Below are 17,899 nucleotides of genomic sequence, written 5' to 3'. Positions count from 1 at the left end.
GACCGAAACCGACAAATACCTTTTGAGAAAAGGCAGATGCCCGATCGGACTCGATCAGGATCTGGCTCAAACCTCCGTAGCCAAGACCTCACCCGTTCAGGCGAACCAGGGGAAACCTTCCCGCGCGCGAGCGCGCGTGAACCCATGATCCCGGGGTGAAAAGAGCCTCTTCCAGGCGCCTCCTGGCGGTCCCGGTCCTGCTGTGGGCCGCCCTGTCCGCGACACCGGCCATGGCCGATAGCCGCGCCTCCGCGACGACCGACGCCGAGGACGGTGCGAGCGCCGTCAGGCTGGTCGCTTCCGCCGTCGCCACCGCGGCCGGGGGCGGTCGGGGTGGCGGACATCACGGCGTTCCAGGCGGCCCGGGCGCCCGAAGCGCCGACGACGACCGCCGGAACGGCCGCGGAAACGGCCAGGGCGGCAAAGCGAACGGCAACAGCCACGGCAACGGCAACGGCAACCAAGGGGCCCCCGGCAACAGTCACGGTCACGGCCACCACCACGGTCACGGCCACCACCACGGCCACCCCTGCCCGCCGCCCCCGCCCAAGAGGAGGCAGTCGCCAGCATCAGATGTGCATACGAGCCAGCCCCCGAGTCCCCGGCCCCGGCGACCGCGACCTCCCGGCCGGCCACGGGCACCGGCGGCTCGCGGGGGCCGACACCGCGGCGCAGCCCGGCCGAACGGCAGAACCCGCACAGCGGCCCCAACCCGCCGCCGGCGCCTCCCAAGCCCCCGATCCCGGAGTGGACGCCCCCGACGGGCCTCCCGACCCCGATCATGACCGTGACCCTCCCGCCGCTCCGCTGAGCGGTCGGCTCCGGAAATCCTTCGGGGGCCCCGGCAACTGCGCGGCCAGGTCGAGGAGAACCTGCGCCAACTCTGCGGGAATCCTCTTGCCCAATGGTCAAGAAACGTTGACCATTGGGCCCATGCCCACCGATGATCTTCCCGAGACCTTCCACGTCACCACTGACGAGCAGCTTCGCGCCGTCTCCAGCCTCACGCGCCACCGGATCATGGCCGTGCTCCGCTTCGAGCCCGCGACGATCACGCAGATCGCCGAGCGAGTGGGCCTCGCGAAGGGGAGTTCCAGCTACCACGTACGGCTGCTGGAGCGGGCCGGCCTGGTGAAGGTGGTGCGGACGCGGAAGGTGCGGGGGGTCACCGAGCGGTACTACGCGATGGCCGCCCGGTCGATCGTGCTGCCGGATCCGGGCGAGGGCGGTCCGGACCTGCTGATGCGGCATGCGGTGGCGGACCTGGAGGCGGCGCCGGCGGCCGGCGAGCGGCACGTGCGGATGGCGCATCTGCGCCTCACCGACGAGCAGTTCACGGAGCTGGGGGCGCGACTTGAGGCGCTGGCGGACGAGTTCCGCGAGCTGTCCGATCCCTCGCTGCCGGACGCGTCACTCGTCTTCGCACTGTTCCACCCGACACCGCGCGCGCAGAGCACCGAAGGAGACGCCAAGTGACCTCGGACGTCCGGAAGATGCCGACCGGATTCGGACGGCTGTGGACCGCCCAGACGGTGTCCTCGCTCGGCGACGGGGTGACGCATGCCGCGCTGCCGCTGCTCGCGCTGACGCTGACGCGGGATCCGATGGCGCTCGCCGTCGTCACGGCCGCCGGAACACTGCCGTGGCTGCTCTTCGGGGTGCTCGGCGGTGCGCTGGTGGACCGCTGGGACCGCCGGCGCACGATGTGGGTCGCGGACGCGGGCCGCGCGGTACTGCTCGCGATACCGGCGGCCGCGGCCGCGCTCGACGTGCTGGGCATTCCGCTGCTCGCGGCCGTCGCCTTCCTGCTCGGCCTCGGCGGACTCTTCTTCGACACGGCCGCCACCGCCTATCTGCCGGATCTGCTCGGCCGCGACCCCGCCCTCCTGGAGCGCGCCAACTCCCGCCTGCGCGGCGCGCAGACCGCCGCGTCCGGCTTCGCGGGGCCGCCCACGGGCAGTGCCCTGCTCGCGCTCGGGCGGGCGGTTCCGCTGCTCGCCGACGCGGTGTCGTTCGCGCTCTCCGCCCTGCTCGTACGGTCGCTGCCCCGCATGCCCCGTCCCGTACCGGAGATCCGCGAGTCGCTGCTGCGCCAGGCGCGGGCCGGCGCCTCGTACGTGTTCCGGGACCGACTGCTGCTCGGCCTCGCACTGCGCCCGGCGGTCGGGAACATCGCCTTCATCGCCGTGGAGACCGTCCTCGCCCTCTTCGCCCACGACCGTCTCGGCATCGACACCTTCGGCTTCGGCCTGCTCCTCACGGCGGAGGCCACCGGCGGCCTGCTCGGCGCGGGCATCGCCTCGTTCCTCGGCCGGCGACTCGGCACCGGAACCGCGCTGACCTGCACGGCCGCGGTCGAGGGGCTGGCCATCCTGGGCCTTGCCACCGCCCCGAACCCGTACGCCGCCGGCCTCGCGCTCGCCGTCTGCGGGGCGGGCATGGGCGCCACGATGGTGCTCGCACCCTCCCTCCGGCAGGCGATCGTCCCCGCCCACCTGATGGGCCGGGTCGCCTCCACCTCCCGCATGCTCGCCATGTGCGCCGCCCCGTTCGGCGCCTTCCTCGGCGGCTGGCTGGCCACCGTGTACGACGTGCGCACCCCGCTCTACGCCGCCTCCGGCCTCCTCCTCGCCATGACCGCCGTCACGGCGACCATGACCAGCAACCGCCGGGTCGAGGCAGCACTGCGCGGCGCTGCCTCGACCGGCGGTCCAGGACACCCGGAACACGAGGGTCCCGTGAAGGAGGGAGCACCCGAATCGTTGTGACGCCTTCACGAGAAGTCAGGGCCGGCGCCGGCGCTCCAGGCCACCAAGCCCCGCGGGACGCGGAAGGCCCGGGGCGGCGAACCGCTCCGGGCCTCCTCTCAGCGCGCGGCGCCGCTCAGCCGTACCGGCGCGGCGTCCACGTCACCCGCGACCCGTCGGGCCGCTCCGTGACCTGCGTCTGCGAGGACCCGATCAGCAGGATCGTGCGCATGTCCACCTCGGACGGCTCCAGTTCGGCCAGCGTGACGATGCGGACCGACTGCTGCGGACCGCCCACGTCGCGCGCGACGACCACCGGGGTCTGCGGTGCGCGCAGCTCCAGCAGCAGCTCCCGGGCCTGCGCCACCTGCCACGTCCGGCTCCGCGAGCCCGGGTTGTACAGGGCGAGCACGAGGTCGGCGGCGGCGGCCGCGCGCAGCCGCTCCGCGATGACCTCCCACGGCTTGAGCCGGTCGGAGAGCGAGATGGTGGCGTAGTCGTGGCCGAGCGGCGCGCCGGCCGCGGCCGCCGCGGCGTTGGCGGCCGTCACCCCGGGCAGCACCCGTACGGGCACGTCCTTGTACTCCGCCTGCCCGGCGACCTCCAGGACGGCGGTGGCCATGGCGAAGACCCCCGGGTCGCCGCCGGAGACCACGGCCACCCGCTTGCCGCGCCGGGCGAGGTCGAGCGCGAACTCGGCGCGCTCGGACTCGACCTTGTTGTCCGAGCCGTGCCGGATCTGGCCCGGCTTCACGGGCACCCGGTCCAGGTACGTGGTGTACCCGACCAGCACCTCGGCGTCGGCCAGCACCCGCCGGGTCTCGGCGGTCAGCCACAGCGGCCCGGCCGGGCCGGTGCCGACGACGGCGACCTCGCCCGGTCCGGACGGCACGCTGCCGGGGTTGCCGATCCGGCTGGGCACCACGGCGACGGCGAAGTACGGCACGGAGTCGGGGTCGGTGTCGGCGAGGAGCCCGGTCCGCTCGCCCGCCATCGTCGCGCGCTCCACGTACCGCGCCTCGGCGAGCCGGCCGCTGTTCTCCATGGCCCGCCGCACGGCGGGGAAGGTGCGGCCGAGCTTCATGACGACCGCCGAGTCGGTGGCGGCGAGGCGGGCCGTGAGCTCCTCCTCGGACAGGGTGCCGGGCAGGATCGTCAGCACCTCCTCGCCCTCCACGAGCGGGGTGCCGAGCCGGGCGGCGGCGGCGCTCACCGAGGTCACTCCCGGGATCACCTCGGCCTCGTACCGGTCCGCGAGCCGCTTGTGCATGTGCATGTACGAGCCGTAGAAGAGCGGGTCGCCCTCCGCGAGCACGGCCACGGTCCGGCCGGCGTCCAGGTGGGCGGCGAGCCGGGCGGCGGAGGCCTCGTAGAACTCCTCCATCGCGCCCTGGTAGCCGCCGGGGTGGTCGGTGGTCTCGGTGGTGACCGGGTAGACCAGCGGCTCCTCGACGTGGTCGGCGCGCAGGTGCTTCGCGGCGATCGAGCGGGCGATCGAGCGGCCGTGGCGGGCGGAGTGGTAGGCGACGACGTCCGCCTCGCCGATCACCTCGACGGCGCGCAGCGTCATCAGGGACGGGTCGCCGGGACCGAGCCCGACCCCGTACAGCTTTCCGGTGGCCGCCGTGCGCGCGGTGCCGCTCATTCGGCCACGCTCGCGATGGCGTTGACGGCGGCCGCGGCCATGGCGCTGCCGCCGCGCCGGCCCCGGACGATCAAGTGGTCGAGTCCGGAGGGGTGTTCGGCCAGCGCGTCCTTGGACTCGGCGGCGCCGATGAAGCCGACGGGGACCCCGATGACGGCGGCGGGGCGCGGCGCGCCCTCCTCGATCATCTCCAGCAGTCGGAAGAGCGCGGTGGGCGCGTTCCCGACGGCGATCACCGAACCCTCCAACAGGCCCCGGTCCCGCCAGACTTCGAGGGCCGCCGCGCTGCGCGTGGTGCCCATCTTCGCGGCGAGCTCCGGCACGGCCGGGTCGGAGAGGGTGCAGATCACCTCGTTGTCGGCGGGCAGCCGCTTGCGGGTGACCCCGCTGGCGACCATCTGCACGTCGCACAGGATCGGCGCGCCGGCTTCCAGGGCGGCGCGCGCCCGCAGCACGACGTCGGGCGTGTAGCCCAGGTCCCGCGTCAGGTCGGTCATGCCGCAGGCGTGAATCATGCGCACCGCGACCTGGGCGACCGAGGCGGGCAGCCCGGACAGGTCCGCCTCGGCGCGGATCGTGGCAAAGGACTGGCGGTAGATCTCGGCGCCGTCCTTCTCGTACTCGAACACGGTGTACTCGCTCATTTCTTCACTGCGACTTCGGACACTCGGGCTTGGCTGCGCGCGTCGGCTACAGCCCCTGCAAGTTCGTCTCCCGGCACCGCGCGCCCGTCGAGCCGGTACCCCTCGGGGGTGGCCACGATGTCGACCCACGCGGTGCCGCGCGGATGCCCGCACCGGCGCTCGCACCCGGACCAGTGCACGGGCAGCCGCCCCCGGGCCTCGTGTACGAGGGCACGCGCGTCGGCGCGTACGTCGGACAGGGCCTTGGCGCAGCCGGGCCGCCCGGTGCAGGCGGTGACGGATTCCCAGGGCCCGTCGGGTGCGACGACCAGGCCGGCGGCCTCGAGCCGGGCGTAGCCGTCGATCGGCCGCCGGGTGCTCGCGCCGGGCAGGACGACGCTCCGCCAAGGGGTGATCCGCAGTTCGCCGTCCCCCCGGTCGGCGACCTCCACGAGCACCCGCCACTGGCCGGAGGTCAGCCGTCCGAGCGGGAGCAGCACGCACAGGGGCGTCCTGTCGCCGGTGCCGGGCCCCCAGGGCCGGAGCGGCGGCGCGTACGGCCACGCCACGTCGGGGACCCGGGTCGCCGCGATCCCGTCGGCGTTGAGCCGTACGGCGAACTCCTCGGCCCCGAGGGCGTGTTCGGCGGGCAGCTCGGACACCCGCCAGGCGCGGGTGCCCGCCTCGTCGGCGGCGTCGAGGAAGTATTCGGCGGCCAGCAGCGCCGCGCGGGGCGCGTCCGGGCCGGCCACGTCCACGGCGTCGGCGGCCCCGCCGAGACGGACCAGCGCCCGGCCCCGCGGCCTGCCGAGCACGGTGACGTCGGGGTCGAGCGCGGCGACGTCTCCGAGCCCGTCGTCGACGGCGAAGAGGAATCGTCCGGACAGGGCCGTCGCCTGCGTGCTCGCGCAGAGCAGGCTGTCCAATTCCCTTACCCAGGGCACCACGTGGGGCCGGTCGGCGTCCAGGATCCCGGACGTCGGCGTCGCCACGATGTTCCGCACGCGCTCGTGGCCGGGCGCGGGCAGCAGGCCGGCCTCGGCCAGCAGCTCCGCCAGCTCGGCGCCGCAGCCGTCGGCGAGTCCTCGCAGCTGGACGTTGCCGCGCGAGGTGAGTTCCAGGTGCCCGTCCCCGAAGCGGTCGGCGGCGAGCCCGAGCACGGAGGCCTGCCGGGCGGTGAGCAGGCCGGCCGGTATCCGGACCCGCGCCAGGAAGCCGTCGTCCGCCGTGTGCAGCCGCAGCGCGCCGGGGCAGGCGTCGCCGCGATCCCGTATGACGGACTCGTCCCGTATGACGGGCTCGTCCCGCGCTGTGGCGGAGGGGGGCTGGGGCATGGCGGCGAGCATACCGTTCCTAGCGATGTCGGCCGCTGCTGGCCGGATCGCCCTAAACCGGGATTGCCGGTTGTCTCCCCGAACGGTCTTGGGAGACGGGGAACAGCGCAAGCTGGTCGCTTCGGTCCCGGCAGGTCTTGCCACCCGGGTGGGGTGCGCCTGTGGTCCTTGGCGGGCTCGCGGTCCCAAGCGCCCTCGGGCGGAGCACGGCCTGGCCGGTAGCTCTCCGCACCACGATCCTCTGGTCGCGTGCGGTCACACCTGGCCGACGCCGGATCCCGTGTCCGAGGGCACGTCTGCCGATCGCCACCGAGGCCGCATGATGCCCGGTGACGATGGTGGTCTTCGATTGCTGTTGAAGCGGCTGCTTCCAGTGCTGGGCGCCCCAGCGGCTGGTGTAGGCGGGATCGACCGCGACCACGATGAGGCCGGCGTGATGGGCCATGCCGGACAGCCGGTCGCGGAACTTCGCGGTGGGGAGTCCGGAAACGGTGCGGCGGAACGTCTTACCGCGTTTGCCCCGCCCCATCGTCTCGCGGCCGGTGGCGCGGGCGTCGGCGAAACCCAGATTCTCGATCGCCAGACCAGCACAGCCGTACTGGTGCGCGAGACGGATGAGTTCGCTGATTGCCCGCCGGAGGCGTCCGTCGCGCTGGGATGCGGGGCCGGTCAGGTCGGTGGGAACAGTAAGGGGTTCACCGACCGCGTTGCCGTGGGCGTCGATGACGCAGGCGGCGAGGTGATCGGCATTGAGGTCTACGGCCAGGAGGCGGGTGCCGGTTGCGGCCAGCTCGGCGGGAGTGGGCAGGAGCTCCTTCGGGGTGGACCAGGAGGCATCGAGGTACCAGCGGCCGCGTTCGGGCTCGGACACGATGTCGTAGCGCACCGAACTGTTGGCGTCGGCACGGTCGAGCCATTCCTCGCGACGGTGGTTGAAGGTGACGCCCCCGGCGAGCCGGTAGCGGCCACGCGGAGCGTTGGCCAGGTGACGCAAGGGTTCAGGCAGGACGACCGTGACTGTGCCGTCGGCCGGGTCCACGCTGATCGTGTAGTTCCCGTACGGCGCGCCAGACTCCCCGTCGGCCGTCAGGAACATCCGCTGCGCCTTCCACCGCTCCCGCCACTCGGTCTCGGTGAGACCGGCATCGGCGAGGTGGTGCCGCGCCTTCGCCAGCCGGCGGCCACCCAGCACGACTGCCGGGTGACCGGCATCGATCCGCCGCTCCACTTCAGCCAGGCGTGCGGTGAGCACCTGCAACCGGCACTGCTTCTGTGCACGCTCAGACCGGCTCGGATACCCCCGAACGCCACCCACCCGCCGGCCACACGGCACCGCCAAACGCTTCCCGATCTTCGCGATGGCCCGGCGGAGAGAGGTCAGCTCATCGAACAGGCACCGCAGGGACAGCTGGTACTGATCCTCCGACGCACGGGTGATAGCCCCCGCCCACCGCGATGAGGACACCCCCGTCAGCTCTCGTTTGCGCTTCGCCCGCCGATTGTCCTTCACCGGCACCCTGCCGACACGGACACGCTCAGCCAGATCAGCACGGGCATACCCGCCGAGATGCTCGCCGACGATCCGCAGGACTTCGGCATCGCGGATGGACAGGCGCAGACGATCCCGGATACGCGCGCCCCAGGGCGCCGACACGGTGAACGGATCAGCCAGCGTCCGCAGTGCACGATTCCGTCGCCCATTACCACGCGCCACCAGCTGCCCCCTCTCAGCGGCCCTGCTCAGCCTCCACCGAGATTGGCGCCTCCGCCAACACTGCACCCAGGCCATGGCCCCCGTTCACCCGTACGAGGGACCAGACGACCAACCACGCCAACCAGCCCACACAACAGTCGGGAACTCGATTTTGCGCCCGCCCCCTGTGTCGATCACCACCCCGAACCGGCCACAACCTGCCTGGCCGGACCATTCCAGATCCCCGGGCGGTGGCGCCGCACCCGCCCTCGGCGCCCGTCCCGCGGCCCCCTAAGATGGCGGCGGCGAGCCGTTCGGCCCGCCATCGCCGAGGACGGCGACATGGGAGGAAGCCCGGTGCGAATCCGGCGCGGTCCCGCCACTGTGAATCCGCGAGCCACGGCCGCCGGATGAGTCAGGAACTCCCGCTGTCCTCACTGCCCGGGGCGCGGAAACCCCGAGGAAGGCCTGCCGCCGCATGATCCTGCTGCTGTCGACGTCCGACACCGATCTGCTCAGCGCCCGCGCCGCGAACACGGCTGACGGCCCTGTCCCGTACCGGTTCGCGAACCCGTCCCGCCTTCCCCTGGACGACCTACCCGGCCTCCTCGACGGCGCCGACCTGGTCGTCGTACGCCTCCTCGGCGGCCTGCGCGCCTGGCAGGAGGGCCTGGACCTGCTGCTGGCCCCTTCCCAGACCCGCCCGGTCGTCGTCCTGACCGGCGAACAGGCCCCCGACGCGCAGCTGATGGAGGCCTCGACGGTCCCGATCGGCATCGCCGCCGAGGCGCACGGCTACCTCGCCCACGGCGGCCCGGCCAACCTGGACCAGCTGGCGCGCTTCCTCTCCGACACGGTCCTGCTGACCGGCCACGGGTTCGAGCCCCCGGCGGCCTCCCCCACGTGGGGCCCGCTGGAGCGCACCCCGCAGCAGGCCTCCGGTGAAGGAGTCCCCCGGATCGCGGTGCTCTACTACCGCGCCCACCAGATGAGCGGCAACACCGCCTTCGTGCACTCCCTGTGCGAGGCGATCGAGGCCCACGGCGCGCAGCCGCTCCCCCTCTACGTCTCCTCCCTGCGCAGCCCCGAGCCGGGGCTGATCGCGGCGCTGGAAACCTCGGACGCGGTGATCACCACCGTCCTGGCGGCCGGCGGCACCAAGCCCGCCACCGCCTCGGCGGGCGGCGACGACGAGTCCTGGGACGCGGGCGCGCTGGCCGGTCTCGGCGTGCCGATCCTGCAGGCCCTGTGCCTGACCGGTTCGCGCAGCGCCTGGGAGGAGAGCGACGAGGGCCTGTCCCCGCTCGACGCCGCCACCCAGGTCGCCGTCCCGGAGTTCGACGGCCGCCTGATCACCGTCCCGTTCTCCTTCAAGGAGCTGGACGAGGACGGGCTGCCCGCCTACGTCGCCGACCCCGAGCGGGCGGCCCGCGTGGCCGGCATCGCCGTGCGCCACGCCCGGCTGCGCCACATCGAGCGCCGCGACAAGAAGATCGCGCTCGTCCTGTCGGCGTACCCGACCAAGCACTCCCGCATCGGCAACGCGGTCGGCCTCGACACCCCGGCCAGCGCCGTGGAGCTGCTGCGCACGCTCATCGCGGGCGGCTACGACTTCGGCCCCGTCGAGGACGTCCCGGGCCTGGTGTCCGGTGACGGCGACGAGCTGATCCGCGCCCTGATCGCGGCCGGCGGCCACGACCAGGACTGGCTCACCGAGGAGCAGCTGGCCCGCAACCCGGTCCGGATCCCGGCGGCCGACTACAAGCGCTGGTTCGCCGAGCTCCCGGCCGAGCTGCGGGGCAGCGTGGAGCAGCACTGGGGCGAGGCCCCGGGCAACATGTTCGTGGACCGCTCGGCCAACCCGGAGGGCGACATCGTCCTCGCGGCCCTGCGGCGCGGCAATCTGCTCGTCCTCATCCAGCCGCCGCGCGGTTTCGGCGAGAACCCGATCGCGATCTACCACGACCCGGACCTGCCGCCCTCGCACCACTACCTGGCCGCGTACCGCTGGATCCAGGCCCGCGCCGAGGACGGCGGTTTCGGCGCCGACGCGATGATCCACCTGGGCAAGCACGGCAACCTGGAGTGGCTGCCGGGCAAGAACGCCGGCCTGTCGGCGGCCTGCGCGCCGGACGCCGCGCTCGGCGACCTGCCCCTGATCTACCCGTTCCTGGTCAACGACCCGGGCGAGGGCACGCAGGCCAAGCGCCGCGTGCACGCCACCCTGGTCGACCACCTGGTGCCGCCGATGGCGCGCGCGGAGTCGTACGGCGACATCGCGCGCCTGGAGCAGCACCTGGACGAGTACGCCCAGATCTCGGCGATGGACCCGGCGAAGCTGCCGGCCATCCGCGCCCAGATCTGGACGCTGATCCAGGCGGCGAAGCTGGACCACGACCTGGGTCTGGAGCAGCGCCCCGACGACGACGGCTTCGACGACTTCCTGCTGCACGTCGACGGCTGGCTGTGCGAGATCAAGGACGCCCAGATCCGCGACGGCCTGCACGTCCTGGGCGGCGCCCCGACCGGCGACGCCCGCGTCAACCTGGTCCTGGCGATCCTGCGCGCCCGCCAGATCTGGGGCGGTACGACGGCCCTGCCCGGTCTGCGCGAGGCGCTCGGCCTGGACGAGTCCGCGGCCACCCGCACCACCGCGGACGAGGCGGAGGAGACGGCGCGCGCGCTGGTCCAGGCGATGGAGGACGCCGGCTGGACCCCGGAGGCGGTGGCTTCCGTGGCCGCCGGACACTCCGCGGACGTGGCGGCCGTACTGGACTTCGCGGCCCGCGAGGTCGTGCCGCGCCTGGCCGGCACCACCGACGAGATCACCCACGTGGTCAGCGCCCTGGACGGCGGCTTCGTCCCGGCGGGCCCGTCCGGCTCCCCGCTGCGCGGCCTGGTCAACGTGCTGCCGACCGGCCGCAACTTCTACTCGGTCGACCCCAAGGCCGTCCCCTCCCGCCTCGCTTGGGAGACCGGCCAGGCCCTGGCCGACTCCCTCCTGAACCGCTACCGCACGGACAACGGCGAATGGCCCGCATCCGTGGGCCTGTCCCTGTGGGGCACCAGCGCGATGCGCACCTCGGGCGACGACGTGGCCGAGGCCATGGCGCTGCTGGGCGTGCGCCCGGTCTGGGACGAGGCCTCGCGCCGCGTCACCGGCCTGGAGCCGATCCCGCTCGCCGAGCTCGGCCGCCCGCGCATCGATGTGACCCTGCGCATCTCGGGCTTCTTCCGCGACGCGTTCCCGCACGTCATCGGCCTGCTGGACGACGCGGTGCGGCTGGCGGCCTCGCTGGAGGAACCGGCCGAGGACAACTTCGTACGGGCCCACGCGCAGGCGGACCTGGCCGTGCACGGTGACGAGCGGCGCGCGACGACCCGTATCTTCGGCTCGCGCCCGGGCACGTACGGCGCGGGCATCCTGCAGCTGATCGACTCCCGCGACTGGCGCACCGACGCCGACCTCGCGGAGGTCTACACGGTGTGGGGCGGGTACGCGTACGGCCGCGGCCTCGAAGGGCGCCCGGCGCGCGACGAGATGGAGACCGCCTACAAGCGGATCACGGTCGCGGCGAAGAACACGGACACCCGCGAGCACGACATCGCCGACTCCGACGACTACTTCCAGTACCACGGCGGCATGGTGGCCACCGTCCGCGCGCTGCGCGGCAAGGCCCCCGAGGCGTACATCGGCGACTCGACCCGGCCGGAGAGCGTCAAGACGCGCACGCTGGTGGAGGAGACCTCCCGCGTCTTCCGCGCCCGCGTCGTGAACCCGAAGTGGATCGAGGCGATGCGCCGCCACGGCTACAAGGGTGCCTTCGAGCTGGCCGCCACCGTCGACTACCTCTTCGGCTACGACGCCACGACGGGCGTGGTCGCGGACTGGATGTACGACAAGCTGACCGAGACGTACGTCCTGGACCCCGAGAACCGCGCCTTCCTGGAGGAGGCCAACCCCTGGGCCCTGCACGGGATCGCGGAGCGGCTGCTGGAGGCCGAGTCCCGCGGCATGTGGGAGAAGCCGGACCCGCAGGTGCTGGAGGCGCTGCGCCAGGTGTACCTCGACACGGAGGGCAACCTCGAAGGGGAAAGCGAGTGACCCGTCCGGAGCGGGCTCACACTGGGCCGCATGTGCCACTACTGCGGCTGCCGTGAGATCCCTCTGATCAAGGAGTTCATCGCCGAGCACGAGGCGGTGACGGACGCGGCGGGCGACGCCCTGCGCGCCCTGGACCACGGGGACCTCGCGAAGGCGCGCGCCCTCGTCTCGGACATGACGGCCGTCCTCCTCGCCCACTGGAAGGGCGAGGAGGACGGCCTGTTCGAGGTCATGGGGCAGGACCCGGAGTACGCGGGGTACATCGCGGCCCTGGTCGGGGAGCACCGCGAACTGGCGGCCTTCCTCGCCCGGGCGGACCTGTCGGACGGAGCCGACGCGGCGGCCCTGCGGCGCGCGGTGAACGAGCTCCACCACCACATCGCGAAGGAGGAGGACGGCCTCTTCCCCGCGTCCCTCACCGCCCTGACGGGCGACGACTGGGACCTTTCCATCGCGGCCTGGCGCGCGGCGCATCCCGGCGGGGAGCTGAGGCCCGCCGGATAGCCGGCCGGCTACTGCTTGGAGGTCTGCTCCAGAGCGACGAGGGCCTGCGCCCAGCGCGCGTACTTCAGGCGGCCGAAGTCGGCGACCGTCTTCACGCCGAAGGCCTCCTGCAGCAGTTCGCCGTCCTTGTCGGTGACGCCCTTGAGCGCGGCCACCGGCGCCGCGAGCACCTCGGCGAGCGGCTTGTCGGCCCACGTCTTGTCCAGCACCTTGTCGAGGTCGATCGCCATGAGTGTCCCTCCCGGAACGTCGAAATGTGTACCGATGGCGCAAACCTAGAACAATCAGACAAACATCCCGCGCTGCGACACCCTCCCGCGGTGCGCGGCGGCTGGATAGGCTTGCGGCCTGCAAGGAACACCGGGGACTTCCGAACGGGGCGGGCATGCGGGGGCAGCGGGACGAGGGGAACGAATCGGCAATAGAGTGGCTGAAGCTCTTGCTCGCGGTCGTCACGCTGGCCGCCCTCACCGTCATCTGGTTCCTGCTCCCGCCGCCGGAACGGGCCGGTTCGGGGGTCGAGTTCATCAGGGCCTGCCTGCCCAACATCATCACGGCGCTCGTCGTCTTCCCGGCGCTCTACCTCGTCCTCGGCCCCATCGGCCAGCGCAATCTGGAGTACCGCTACTACGGGCGCAACTCCCGGACCGAGCACCTCTTCGAGCTCTTCGAGAACTGGAGCAGGCAGCCCGGCCAGGTCCCCGTCCACCCGGCGCCCGCGGCCGCGCCCGCGCCGGCCCCGGCAGCCGTTCCGGCACCCCGGACGTGAGGAAGCCCCGCCCGGAGGGGGACGGCGGCACCGTCGTGGCCGTCGACGCCGGAAAGACGAAATTCCTCGTGGGCGCCTTCACCCGGTCGAAACCCGCGGTGGAACTCGAACGCCACCGCATTTCCGTCACCACGCCCGCCGAAACCCTGGAGCTGCTGGAGTTCCACGTCGCCGGCCTCTTCGCACGGCACGCCGTGGATTCCGTCGGACTCTCGGTCTTCGGACCGCTGGAAACGGATCCGCTCCGGCCGGACTTCGGCGCGATCGCCGGAAGTTCCGAACCGCAGTGGTCCGGGGTGAACATTCCGGCCCTGCTGTCCCGGCGCTTCCGGGTCCCCGTCCATTTCGATTTCGACGTCAATTCGGCCGTGACCGCCGAGGAACGCGGACAACCGCCCGGCGCACCCGGATTCGTCTACCTCTCGCTCGGAACCGGAATCGGCGGGGCCTTTTCCCGCCCTCCGGGCACGGAGCCCCACCGGCCCGAACCGCCGCAGCTCGGGCACATTCCGCTGCCCCGGGAAACCGGAGACCCCTATCCGGGGAGCTGCCGATTTCACGGGAGCTGTTTCCAGGGCCTCGCCTCAGGGCGGGCGATTTTCGGCCGTTGGCAGGTACCCGCCTGCGAACTTCCGGCCTCTCACGAGGCCTGGGACCTCCAGGCGAGATACATTGCACGGGCCTGCGCGACCCTTGTATACTCCTCCCCGTTCACCACGGTTCGCGTCGGATCGGGTATCTCGCAAGTACCCGGACTGACCGCCCGCGCAAATGACCACCTGCACAGATTCATGAACGGTTTCCCGGAAACCCTGTGTCGGGAGAAATCCGGGACCGATGTCATCCAGCACGCGGCGACCGCCCCCGATTCGTCACTCATCGGCGCGGCGATCCAGGCCGCCGAGGGACGCGGATGGGAATTCGCGCCCCGTCGGCGAAAGTGCGGGCAGCAGACCAGTACGGGACATGTCCAGGAATCGCAAAGGCTGTGACTAGTAAATGAACTCCATTCGGGCGCTCCTCGACGGCGGGATCCCGCTCGTGGCCGTCAGCTTCGACGACGACGAAGCCGCGCTGCGGGCCGAGGAGGCGAAGGCCGCCGGCGTCGACGTGGCCGAGCTGCGCGTCGACAGGTTCTCCCGCACCCAGGCGGACCACGTCCTGGCCCAGGTCGAGGCCTTCAAGGCCCTGCCGATCCTGGCCACCCTGCGCTCCACCCGCGAAGGCGGCGAATGGGCGGGAACGGACGAGGAGCGCCTCGAACTCTTCCGCGCCCTCGCCCCCCGCGTGGACGCCGTGGACATCGAGCTCTCCTCCCGGGACATCCTCGCGGAAGTCGTCGAGGCCGCCCGCGCGCACGACACCGTGGTGATCGTCTCGTACCACAATTTCGAATTCACCCCGGGCACGGAAGAACTCCAGGCCGTCATCGACGACGCGAAGAACGCCGGCGCCGACGTCGTCAAGGTGTCCGCCATGGTGACGTCCGAAAGCGACGTACGGCGCCTGGCCTCCCTGCTGCTGCGCGCGGGCGAGGACGGCACCCGGCTGATCGTGATCGCCATGGGCGAGACCGGCGCCGTCTCCCGCGTCTTCTTCCCCGCCCTCGGGTCCCTGATCACCTACTCGTTCTTCGGCACCAGCTCCGCACCGGGCCAGCTCGACTTCCCCGAGACCTTCGCCCTGCTGCGCAAGTTCTACCCGGATTTCAACCAGCGGAAAATCGTTGAAATGTAGGCGCTGACCATGGGAACCGCCGTTACCTGCCCTCTGACGATCAGTTCACTGACCCTGGGGACGGTCCCTTTCCGGGAACGGATCCGGGCGGCGGCAGCCGCGGGCTTCCACACCGTGGGCCTCAGCGTCGAGGCCTACGGGGAAGCCCGCCGGTCCGGACTCGACGACGACGCCATGCGCGCCGTCCTCGACGAGCACGGCATCACCCTCGGCGAGGTGGAGTTCCTCAGCGACTGGGCTCCCCGGGCCGGCGAGGGCGACAGCCCCGCGCCGTCCGCCAAGGAACGCACCGCGTTCCACATCGCCCGCGCCTTCGGGGCGGACCACGTCAACGCCGGCCTCTTCGAGGCGACTCCGCTGGACGTCATCGCCGAGCGGTTCACCGCCCTGTGCGAGCGGGCCGGCGAACTGCGCATCGCCCTCGAGTACATGCCGTTCGGCGCGGTGCCCGACCTGCCCACCGCCTGGGAGCTGGTGCACCGCACCGGGCGCCCCAACGCCGGTCTGGTCCTCGACGTCTGGCACTGGGTGCGCGGCGCGACCGCCCCCGAGGACCTCTCCCCCGTCCCCGCCGCGCGGATCTTCACCGTCCAGCTGTGCGACGTGGGCCCGGACCCCCTCGCGGACATGCGGCAGGAGTCCCTCCACCTGCGCCTGGTCCCGGGCGCCCGGACCGACGCCGCCGAGCGGCTGCTGAGCCTCCTGGAGGAGCACGGCGTCAGGACCCGGGTCTCGGCCGAGGTGATGTCCGACGCCCTCCTCGCCCGGGGCCCCGAGGCCACCGCCAAGGCCGTGTACGAGGCCACCCGCCGGGTCCTGTCCGCACCCCCGGCCGTGTGCGGCCACTGACCCGTCCCTTTATCCCCATCTGACGCTTCCGACGACCTCCCATGTGTCGCTCCCGGTGAGGTCTTCCAGCGCTTCGTAGAGCCGTTCGGGGTGGAACGGGCGGCGGCGGTGCCAGACGAAGGTGGTGACTCCGGCTTCCTCCGCCTCCTGGGGCAGCAGGGCGCAGGCCGGGTGCTGGGCGGCGGGCCATGAGGATTCCTTGGGGGGTATCGACGGGGACTTGTTCTGGTCCCCGATGGTCAGGAGACGGGGTCGAGGAGGGAGTCGAAGGCGGCGGGAAGCGTCTTCCACGCCTCCCGCCCCGCCGCGTACTCGGCATCGGTGAGCAGGCACGACTCCAGGAGCAGTTCCAGGCCCTGCCGGTCGAGGCCGGGGGAAGTGAAGACGAGGTGCTGGCAGCAGTCGCCGTGTTCCGGATGCCAGTCGAGGGAGGCGGCCGCTCTGCGCATCGGCGGCTCCATCTCCCAGGCGGCGTCCGGGAGGGAGGCGAGCCAGGGTCCGGCGTTCTCCACGCAGAGGGCGCCGCCCGCGGCGTCCCAGGCGAGCAGGGTGTCGGGGCGGTCGGCGAGCCAGAACCGGCCGCGGCTGCGGGCGGCGGCGCAGCAGAGGTCTTCCAGCGCTTCGTAGAGCCGTTCGGGGTGGAACGGGCGGCGGCGGTGCCAGACGAAGGTGGTGACTCCGGCTTCCTCCGCCTCCTGGGGCAGCAGGGCGCAGGCCGGGTGCTGGGCGGCGGCCGCCGTTTCCACGTCGAAGCCCGCGAAGGCCGCCTGGGCGAGTTCGCCGGATCCGGCGGGTACCCGGCGGGCGGTCGGGTGGAGCTGGGCGAGGAGGGCACGGTCCTCGTCGTCGGCTTCTTCGCTGTCGACGAGGGCGAGGACGGGGGCGTACTCCAGCTGCCGTGCCCAGGTGTCCCCGACGGTGCGCTGGTCGGTGGCGGCCGCGGCGAGACCCACCTCTGCCAGGTCGTCTCCGTTGACGAGGTAGGGCAGTACGAGCGCAGGGTCGACCGCGGTGATCACGCCGGTGAGATCGAGTACGTCGCCGCCGTGTGCGACGACGACCTCGGCCATCGCCTTGGGCTCGACGGAGTCCCACAGCTCGACCACCGCCAGCCGGGTCATGCCGCCGTCGGCTAGCCGTTCGAGCTCTGGGACCAGGTCCTCGCGCAGGGCGCAGCAGGCGCAGTCGTTGAAGAGCGGGGCCTCGCCGCGGGACAGCTCGCCCGAGGCGTCGCGCACCAGGCGCAGCACCGTGCCCGCCGGCGCGGTGGCCAGGTCGTGGTGGAGGGCGACGCTGCCGGGCACGGTGCGCAGCAGCCGGTCCACGACCTCCTTGCGGGCGTCGGAGTGGAGCCCGCCGACGATGACGACGGGCAGTCTCACTTGTGGCCCCCGTAGCGGCGCTCGAAGCGTTCGACGCGTCCGGCGGTGTCCAGGACTCGGGCCGTGCCCGTGTAGAAGGGGTGGCTCTGCGAGGAGATCTCGACGTCGATGACGGGGTAGGTGTTGCCGTCCTCCCAGTCGACGGTCTTCACGCTGGTCGCCGTGGACCGGGTGAGGAAGGCGAAGTCGGCGGCCTTGTCGCGGAAGACGACGGGGCCGTAGGCGGGGTGGATTCCAGGCTTCATGACGGCGTCCTTCAGGCAGGGGAGCGGGAGGGGTCAGCGTTCTTCGCGGAAGTCGACGTGGCGGCGGACCACCGGGTCGAACTTGCGCAGCACCATGCGGTCCGGGTCGTTGCGGCGGTTCTTGCGGGTGACGTAGGTGAAGCCGGTCCCAGCGGTGGAGCGCAGCTTGATGACCGGGCGTACTTCGTTGCGTGCCATGCCGCTACTATACGGGAATGGAAATCGTTTTCAATAGCGGTTCCGACTCAAAGAGAGGCAGGTAACAC

General features: G+C 72.3%; 16 protein-coding genes, 1 pseudogene and 1 riboswitch. Of the genes and pseudogenes, 8 read left to right on the top strand and 9 right to left on the bottom strand.

The genetic code is table 11. The features are described from left to right. Positions 1-933: 933 nt before the first annotated feature. Together DRB89_RS28045 and DRB89_RS28040 are read left to right on the top strand one after the other, a co-directional pair. Positions 934-1,476, top strand: coding sequence for a winged helix-turn-helix domain-containing protein (locus DRB89_RS28045; RefSeq protein ID WP_112450984.1), 543 nt, complete (start codon positions 934-936; stop codon positions 1,474-1,476). 17 nt (positions 1,477-1,493) lie between these two features. Next, positions 1,494-2,768, top strand: coding sequence for an MFS transporter (locus tag DRB89_RS28040; RefSeq protein WP_239516873.1), 1,275 nt, complete (start codon positions 1,494-1,496; stop codon positions 2,766-2,768). Positions 2,769-2,883: 115 nt separating this feature from the next. On the opposite strand, the gene DRB89_RS28035 is transcribed toward DRB89_RS28040, so the two are convergent. The 4 genes from DRB89_RS28035 to DRB89_RS28020 are packed head-to-tail and all read right to left on the bottom strand — an operon-like array spanning position 2,884 to position 8,063. Continuing rightward, the gene (locus DRB89_RS28035) at positions 2,884-4,392 is read right to left on the bottom strand and encodes a precorrin-2 C(20)-methyltransferase (RefSeq protein ID WP_112450982.1); all 1,509 of its coding nucleotides are present in this window, start codon (positions 4,390-4,392) and stop codon (positions 2,884-2,886) included. Continuing rightward, positions 4,389-5,036 (bottom strand): precorrin-8X methylmutase, encoded by a 648-nt coding sequence (locus DRB89_RS28030; protein WP_239516364.1) that lies wholly within the window; start codon positions 5,034-5,036, stop codon positions 4,389-4,391. The genes DRB89_RS28035 and DRB89_RS28030 overlap by 4 nt, the downstream gene beginning before the upstream one ends. Further along, the gene (gene cobG, locus DRB89_RS28025) at positions 5,033-6,349 is read right to left on the bottom strand and encodes a precorrin-3B synthase (protein WP_239516363.1); all 1,317 of its coding nucleotides are present in this window, start codon (positions 6,347-6,349) and stop codon (positions 5,033-5,035) included. The genes DRB89_RS28030 and cobG overlap by 4 nt, the downstream gene beginning before the upstream one ends. 52 nt (positions 6,350-6,401) lie before the next feature. Further along, the gene (locus DRB89_RS28020) at positions 6,402-8,063 is read right to left on the bottom strand and encodes a hypothetical protein (RefSeq protein ID WP_239516362.1); all 1,662 of its coding nucleotides are present in this window, start codon (positions 8,061-8,063) and stop codon (positions 6,402-6,404) included. 325 nt (positions 8,064-8,388) lie between these two features. Further along, positions 8,389-8,467: riboswitch (cobalamin riboswitch) on the top strand. A 53-nt stretch (positions 8,468-8,520) separates the two neighbouring features. Here DRB89_RS28020 and cobN point away from each other — a divergent pair. Together cobN and DRB89_RS28010 are read left to right on the top strand one after the other, a co-directional pair. After that, positions 8,521-12,147 (top strand): cobaltochelatase subunit CobN, encoded by a 3,627-nt coding sequence (gene cobN, locus DRB89_RS28015; RefSeq protein ID WP_112450980.1) that lies wholly within the window; start codon positions 8,521-8,523, stop codon positions 12,145-12,147. Positions 12,148-12,177: 30 nt separating this feature from the next. Next, positions 12,178-12,651: a hemerythrin domain-containing protein gene (locus DRB89_RS28010; protein WP_112450979.1), complete on the top strand. Its 474-nt coding sequence runs from the start codon at positions 12,178-12,180 to the stop codon at positions 12,649-12,651. A gap of 8 nt (positions 12,652-12,659) precedes the next feature. On the opposite strand, the gene DRB89_RS28005 is transcribed toward DRB89_RS28010, so the two are convergent. After that, entirely contained in the window at positions 12,660-12,881 is a 222-nt protein-coding gene (locus DRB89_RS28005; RefSeq protein WP_112450978.1) for a hypothetical protein, read from the bottom strand. 155 nt (positions 12,882-13,036) lie between these two features. Between DRB89_RS28005 and DRB89_RS43190 the strand changes: the two genes are divergently transcribed. Genes DRB89_RS43190 through DRB89_RS27990 form a run of 4 tightly spaced genes read left to right on the top strand, consistent with a single transcriptional unit; the run spans position 13,037 to position 16,006 of the window. Next, entirely contained in the window at positions 13,037-13,420 is a 384-nt protein-coding gene (locus DRB89_RS43190) for a hypothetical protein (protein WP_162688752.1), read from the top strand. A gap of 35 nt (positions 13,421-13,455) precedes the next feature. Further along, a complete protein-coding gene (locus tag DRB89_RS28000; protein WP_162688751.1) occupies positions 13,456-14,412 on the top strand; it encodes an ROK family protein in 957 nt (318 codons plus the stop codon). 7 nt (positions 14,413-14,419) lie between these two features. Further along, complete coding sequence (gene aroD / locus DRB89_RS27995; RefSeq protein ID WP_112450976.1) at positions 14,420-15,157, top strand: type I 3-dehydroquinate dehydratase; 738 nt, start codon at positions 14,420-14,422, stop codon at positions 15,155-15,157. 9 nt (positions 15,158-15,166) lie between these two features. After that, entirely contained in the window at positions 15,167-16,006 is an 840-nt protein-coding gene (locus DRB89_RS27990) for a sugar phosphate isomerase/epimerase (protein WP_112463462.1), read from the top strand. Positions 16,007-16,063: 57 nt separating this feature from the next. On the opposite strand, the pseudogene DRB89_RS44960 reads toward DRB89_RS27990, so the two are convergent. The 4 genes and pseudogenes from DRB89_RS44960 to rpmG form a co-directional block, all read right to left on the bottom strand. After that, positions 16,064-16,189 (bottom strand): annotated as a pseudogene (locus tag DRB89_RS44960) (cobalamin biosynthesis protein CobW); the annotation flags it as partial. 56 nt (positions 16,190-16,245) lie between these two features. Continuing rightward, on the bottom strand, positions 16,246-17,388 hold the full coding sequence (locus tag DRB89_RS27980; protein WP_112452379.1) for a GTP-binding protein: 1,143 nt from the start codon (positions 17,386-17,388) through the stop codon (positions 16,246-16,248). Next, complete coding sequence (locus tag DRB89_RS27975) at positions 17,385-17,633, bottom strand: type B 50S ribosomal protein L31 (protein WP_112452380.1); 249 nt, start codon at positions 17,631-17,633, stop codon at positions 17,385-17,387. The genes DRB89_RS27980 and DRB89_RS27975 overlap by 4 nt, the downstream gene beginning before the upstream one ends. Before the next feature lie 33 nt (positions 17,634-17,666). Beyond that, complete coding sequence (gene rpmG / locus DRB89_RS27970) at positions 17,667-17,831, bottom strand: 50S ribosomal protein L33 (protein WP_079430716.1); 165 nt, start codon at positions 17,829-17,831, stop codon at positions 17,667-17,669. Positions 17,832-17,899 lie beyond the last annotated feature (68 nt).

Origin of the sequence: Streptomyces sp. ICC4 (genome assembly GCF_003287915.1) — a bacterium.
Lineage (GTDB): Bacteria > Actinomycetota > Actinomycetes > Streptomycetales > Streptomycetaceae > Streptomyces > Streptomyces tritrimontium.
The sequence above is the reverse complement of the archived record's forward strand: the minus strand, read 5'-3'. Positions and strand labels throughout refer to the sequence as shown.

Coding starts and splice junctions, on each gene's coding strand:
- DRB89_RS28045 (WP_112450984.1), top strand. CDS start 934: ATGCCCACCGATGATCTTCCCGAGACCTTCCACGTCACCACTGACGAG.
- DRB89_RS28040 (WP_239516873.1), top strand. CDS start 1,494: ATGCCGACCGGATTCGGACGGCTGTGGACCGCCCAGACGGTGTCCTCG.
- DRB89_RS28035 (WP_112450982.1), bottom strand. CDS start 4,392: ATGAGCGGCACCGCGCGCACGGCGGCCACCGGAAAGCTGTACGGGGTC.
- DRB89_RS28030 (WP_239516364.1), bottom strand. CDS start 5,036: ATGAGCGAGTACACCGTGTTCGAGTACGAGAAGGACGGCGCCGAGATC.
- cobG (WP_239516363.1), bottom strand. CDS start 6,349: ATGCCCCAGCCCCCCTCCGCCACAGCGCGGGACGAGCCCGTCATACGG.
- cobN (WP_112450980.1), top strand. CDS start 8,521: ATGATCCTGCTGCTGTCGACGTCCGACACCGATCTGCTCAGCGCCCGC.
- DRB89_RS28010 (WP_112450979.1), top strand. CDS start 12,178: ATGTGCCACTACTGCGGCTGCCGTGAGATCCCTCTGATCAAGGAGTTC.
- DRB89_RS28005 (WP_112450978.1), bottom strand. CDS start 12,881: ATGGCGATCGACCTCGACAAGGTGCTGGACAAGACGTGGGCCGACAAG.
- DRB89_RS43190 (WP_162688752.1), top strand. CDS start 13,037: ATGCGGGGGCAGCGGGACGAGGGGAACGAATCGGCAATAGAGTGGCTG.
- aroD (WP_112450976.1), top strand. CDS start 14,420: ATGAACTCCATTCGGGCGCTCCTCGACGGCGGGATCCCGCTCGTGGCC.
- DRB89_RS27990 (WP_112463462.1), top strand. CDS start 15,167: ATGGGAACCGCCGTTACCTGCCCTCTGACGATCAGTTCACTGACCCTG.
- DRB89_RS27975 (WP_112452380.1), bottom strand. CDS start 17,633: ATGAAGCCTGGAATCCACCCCGCCTACGGCCCCGTCGTCTTCCGCGAC.
- rpmG (WP_079430716.1), bottom strand. CDS start 17,831: ATGGCACGCAACGAAGTACGCCCGGTCATCAAGCTGCGCTCCACCGCT.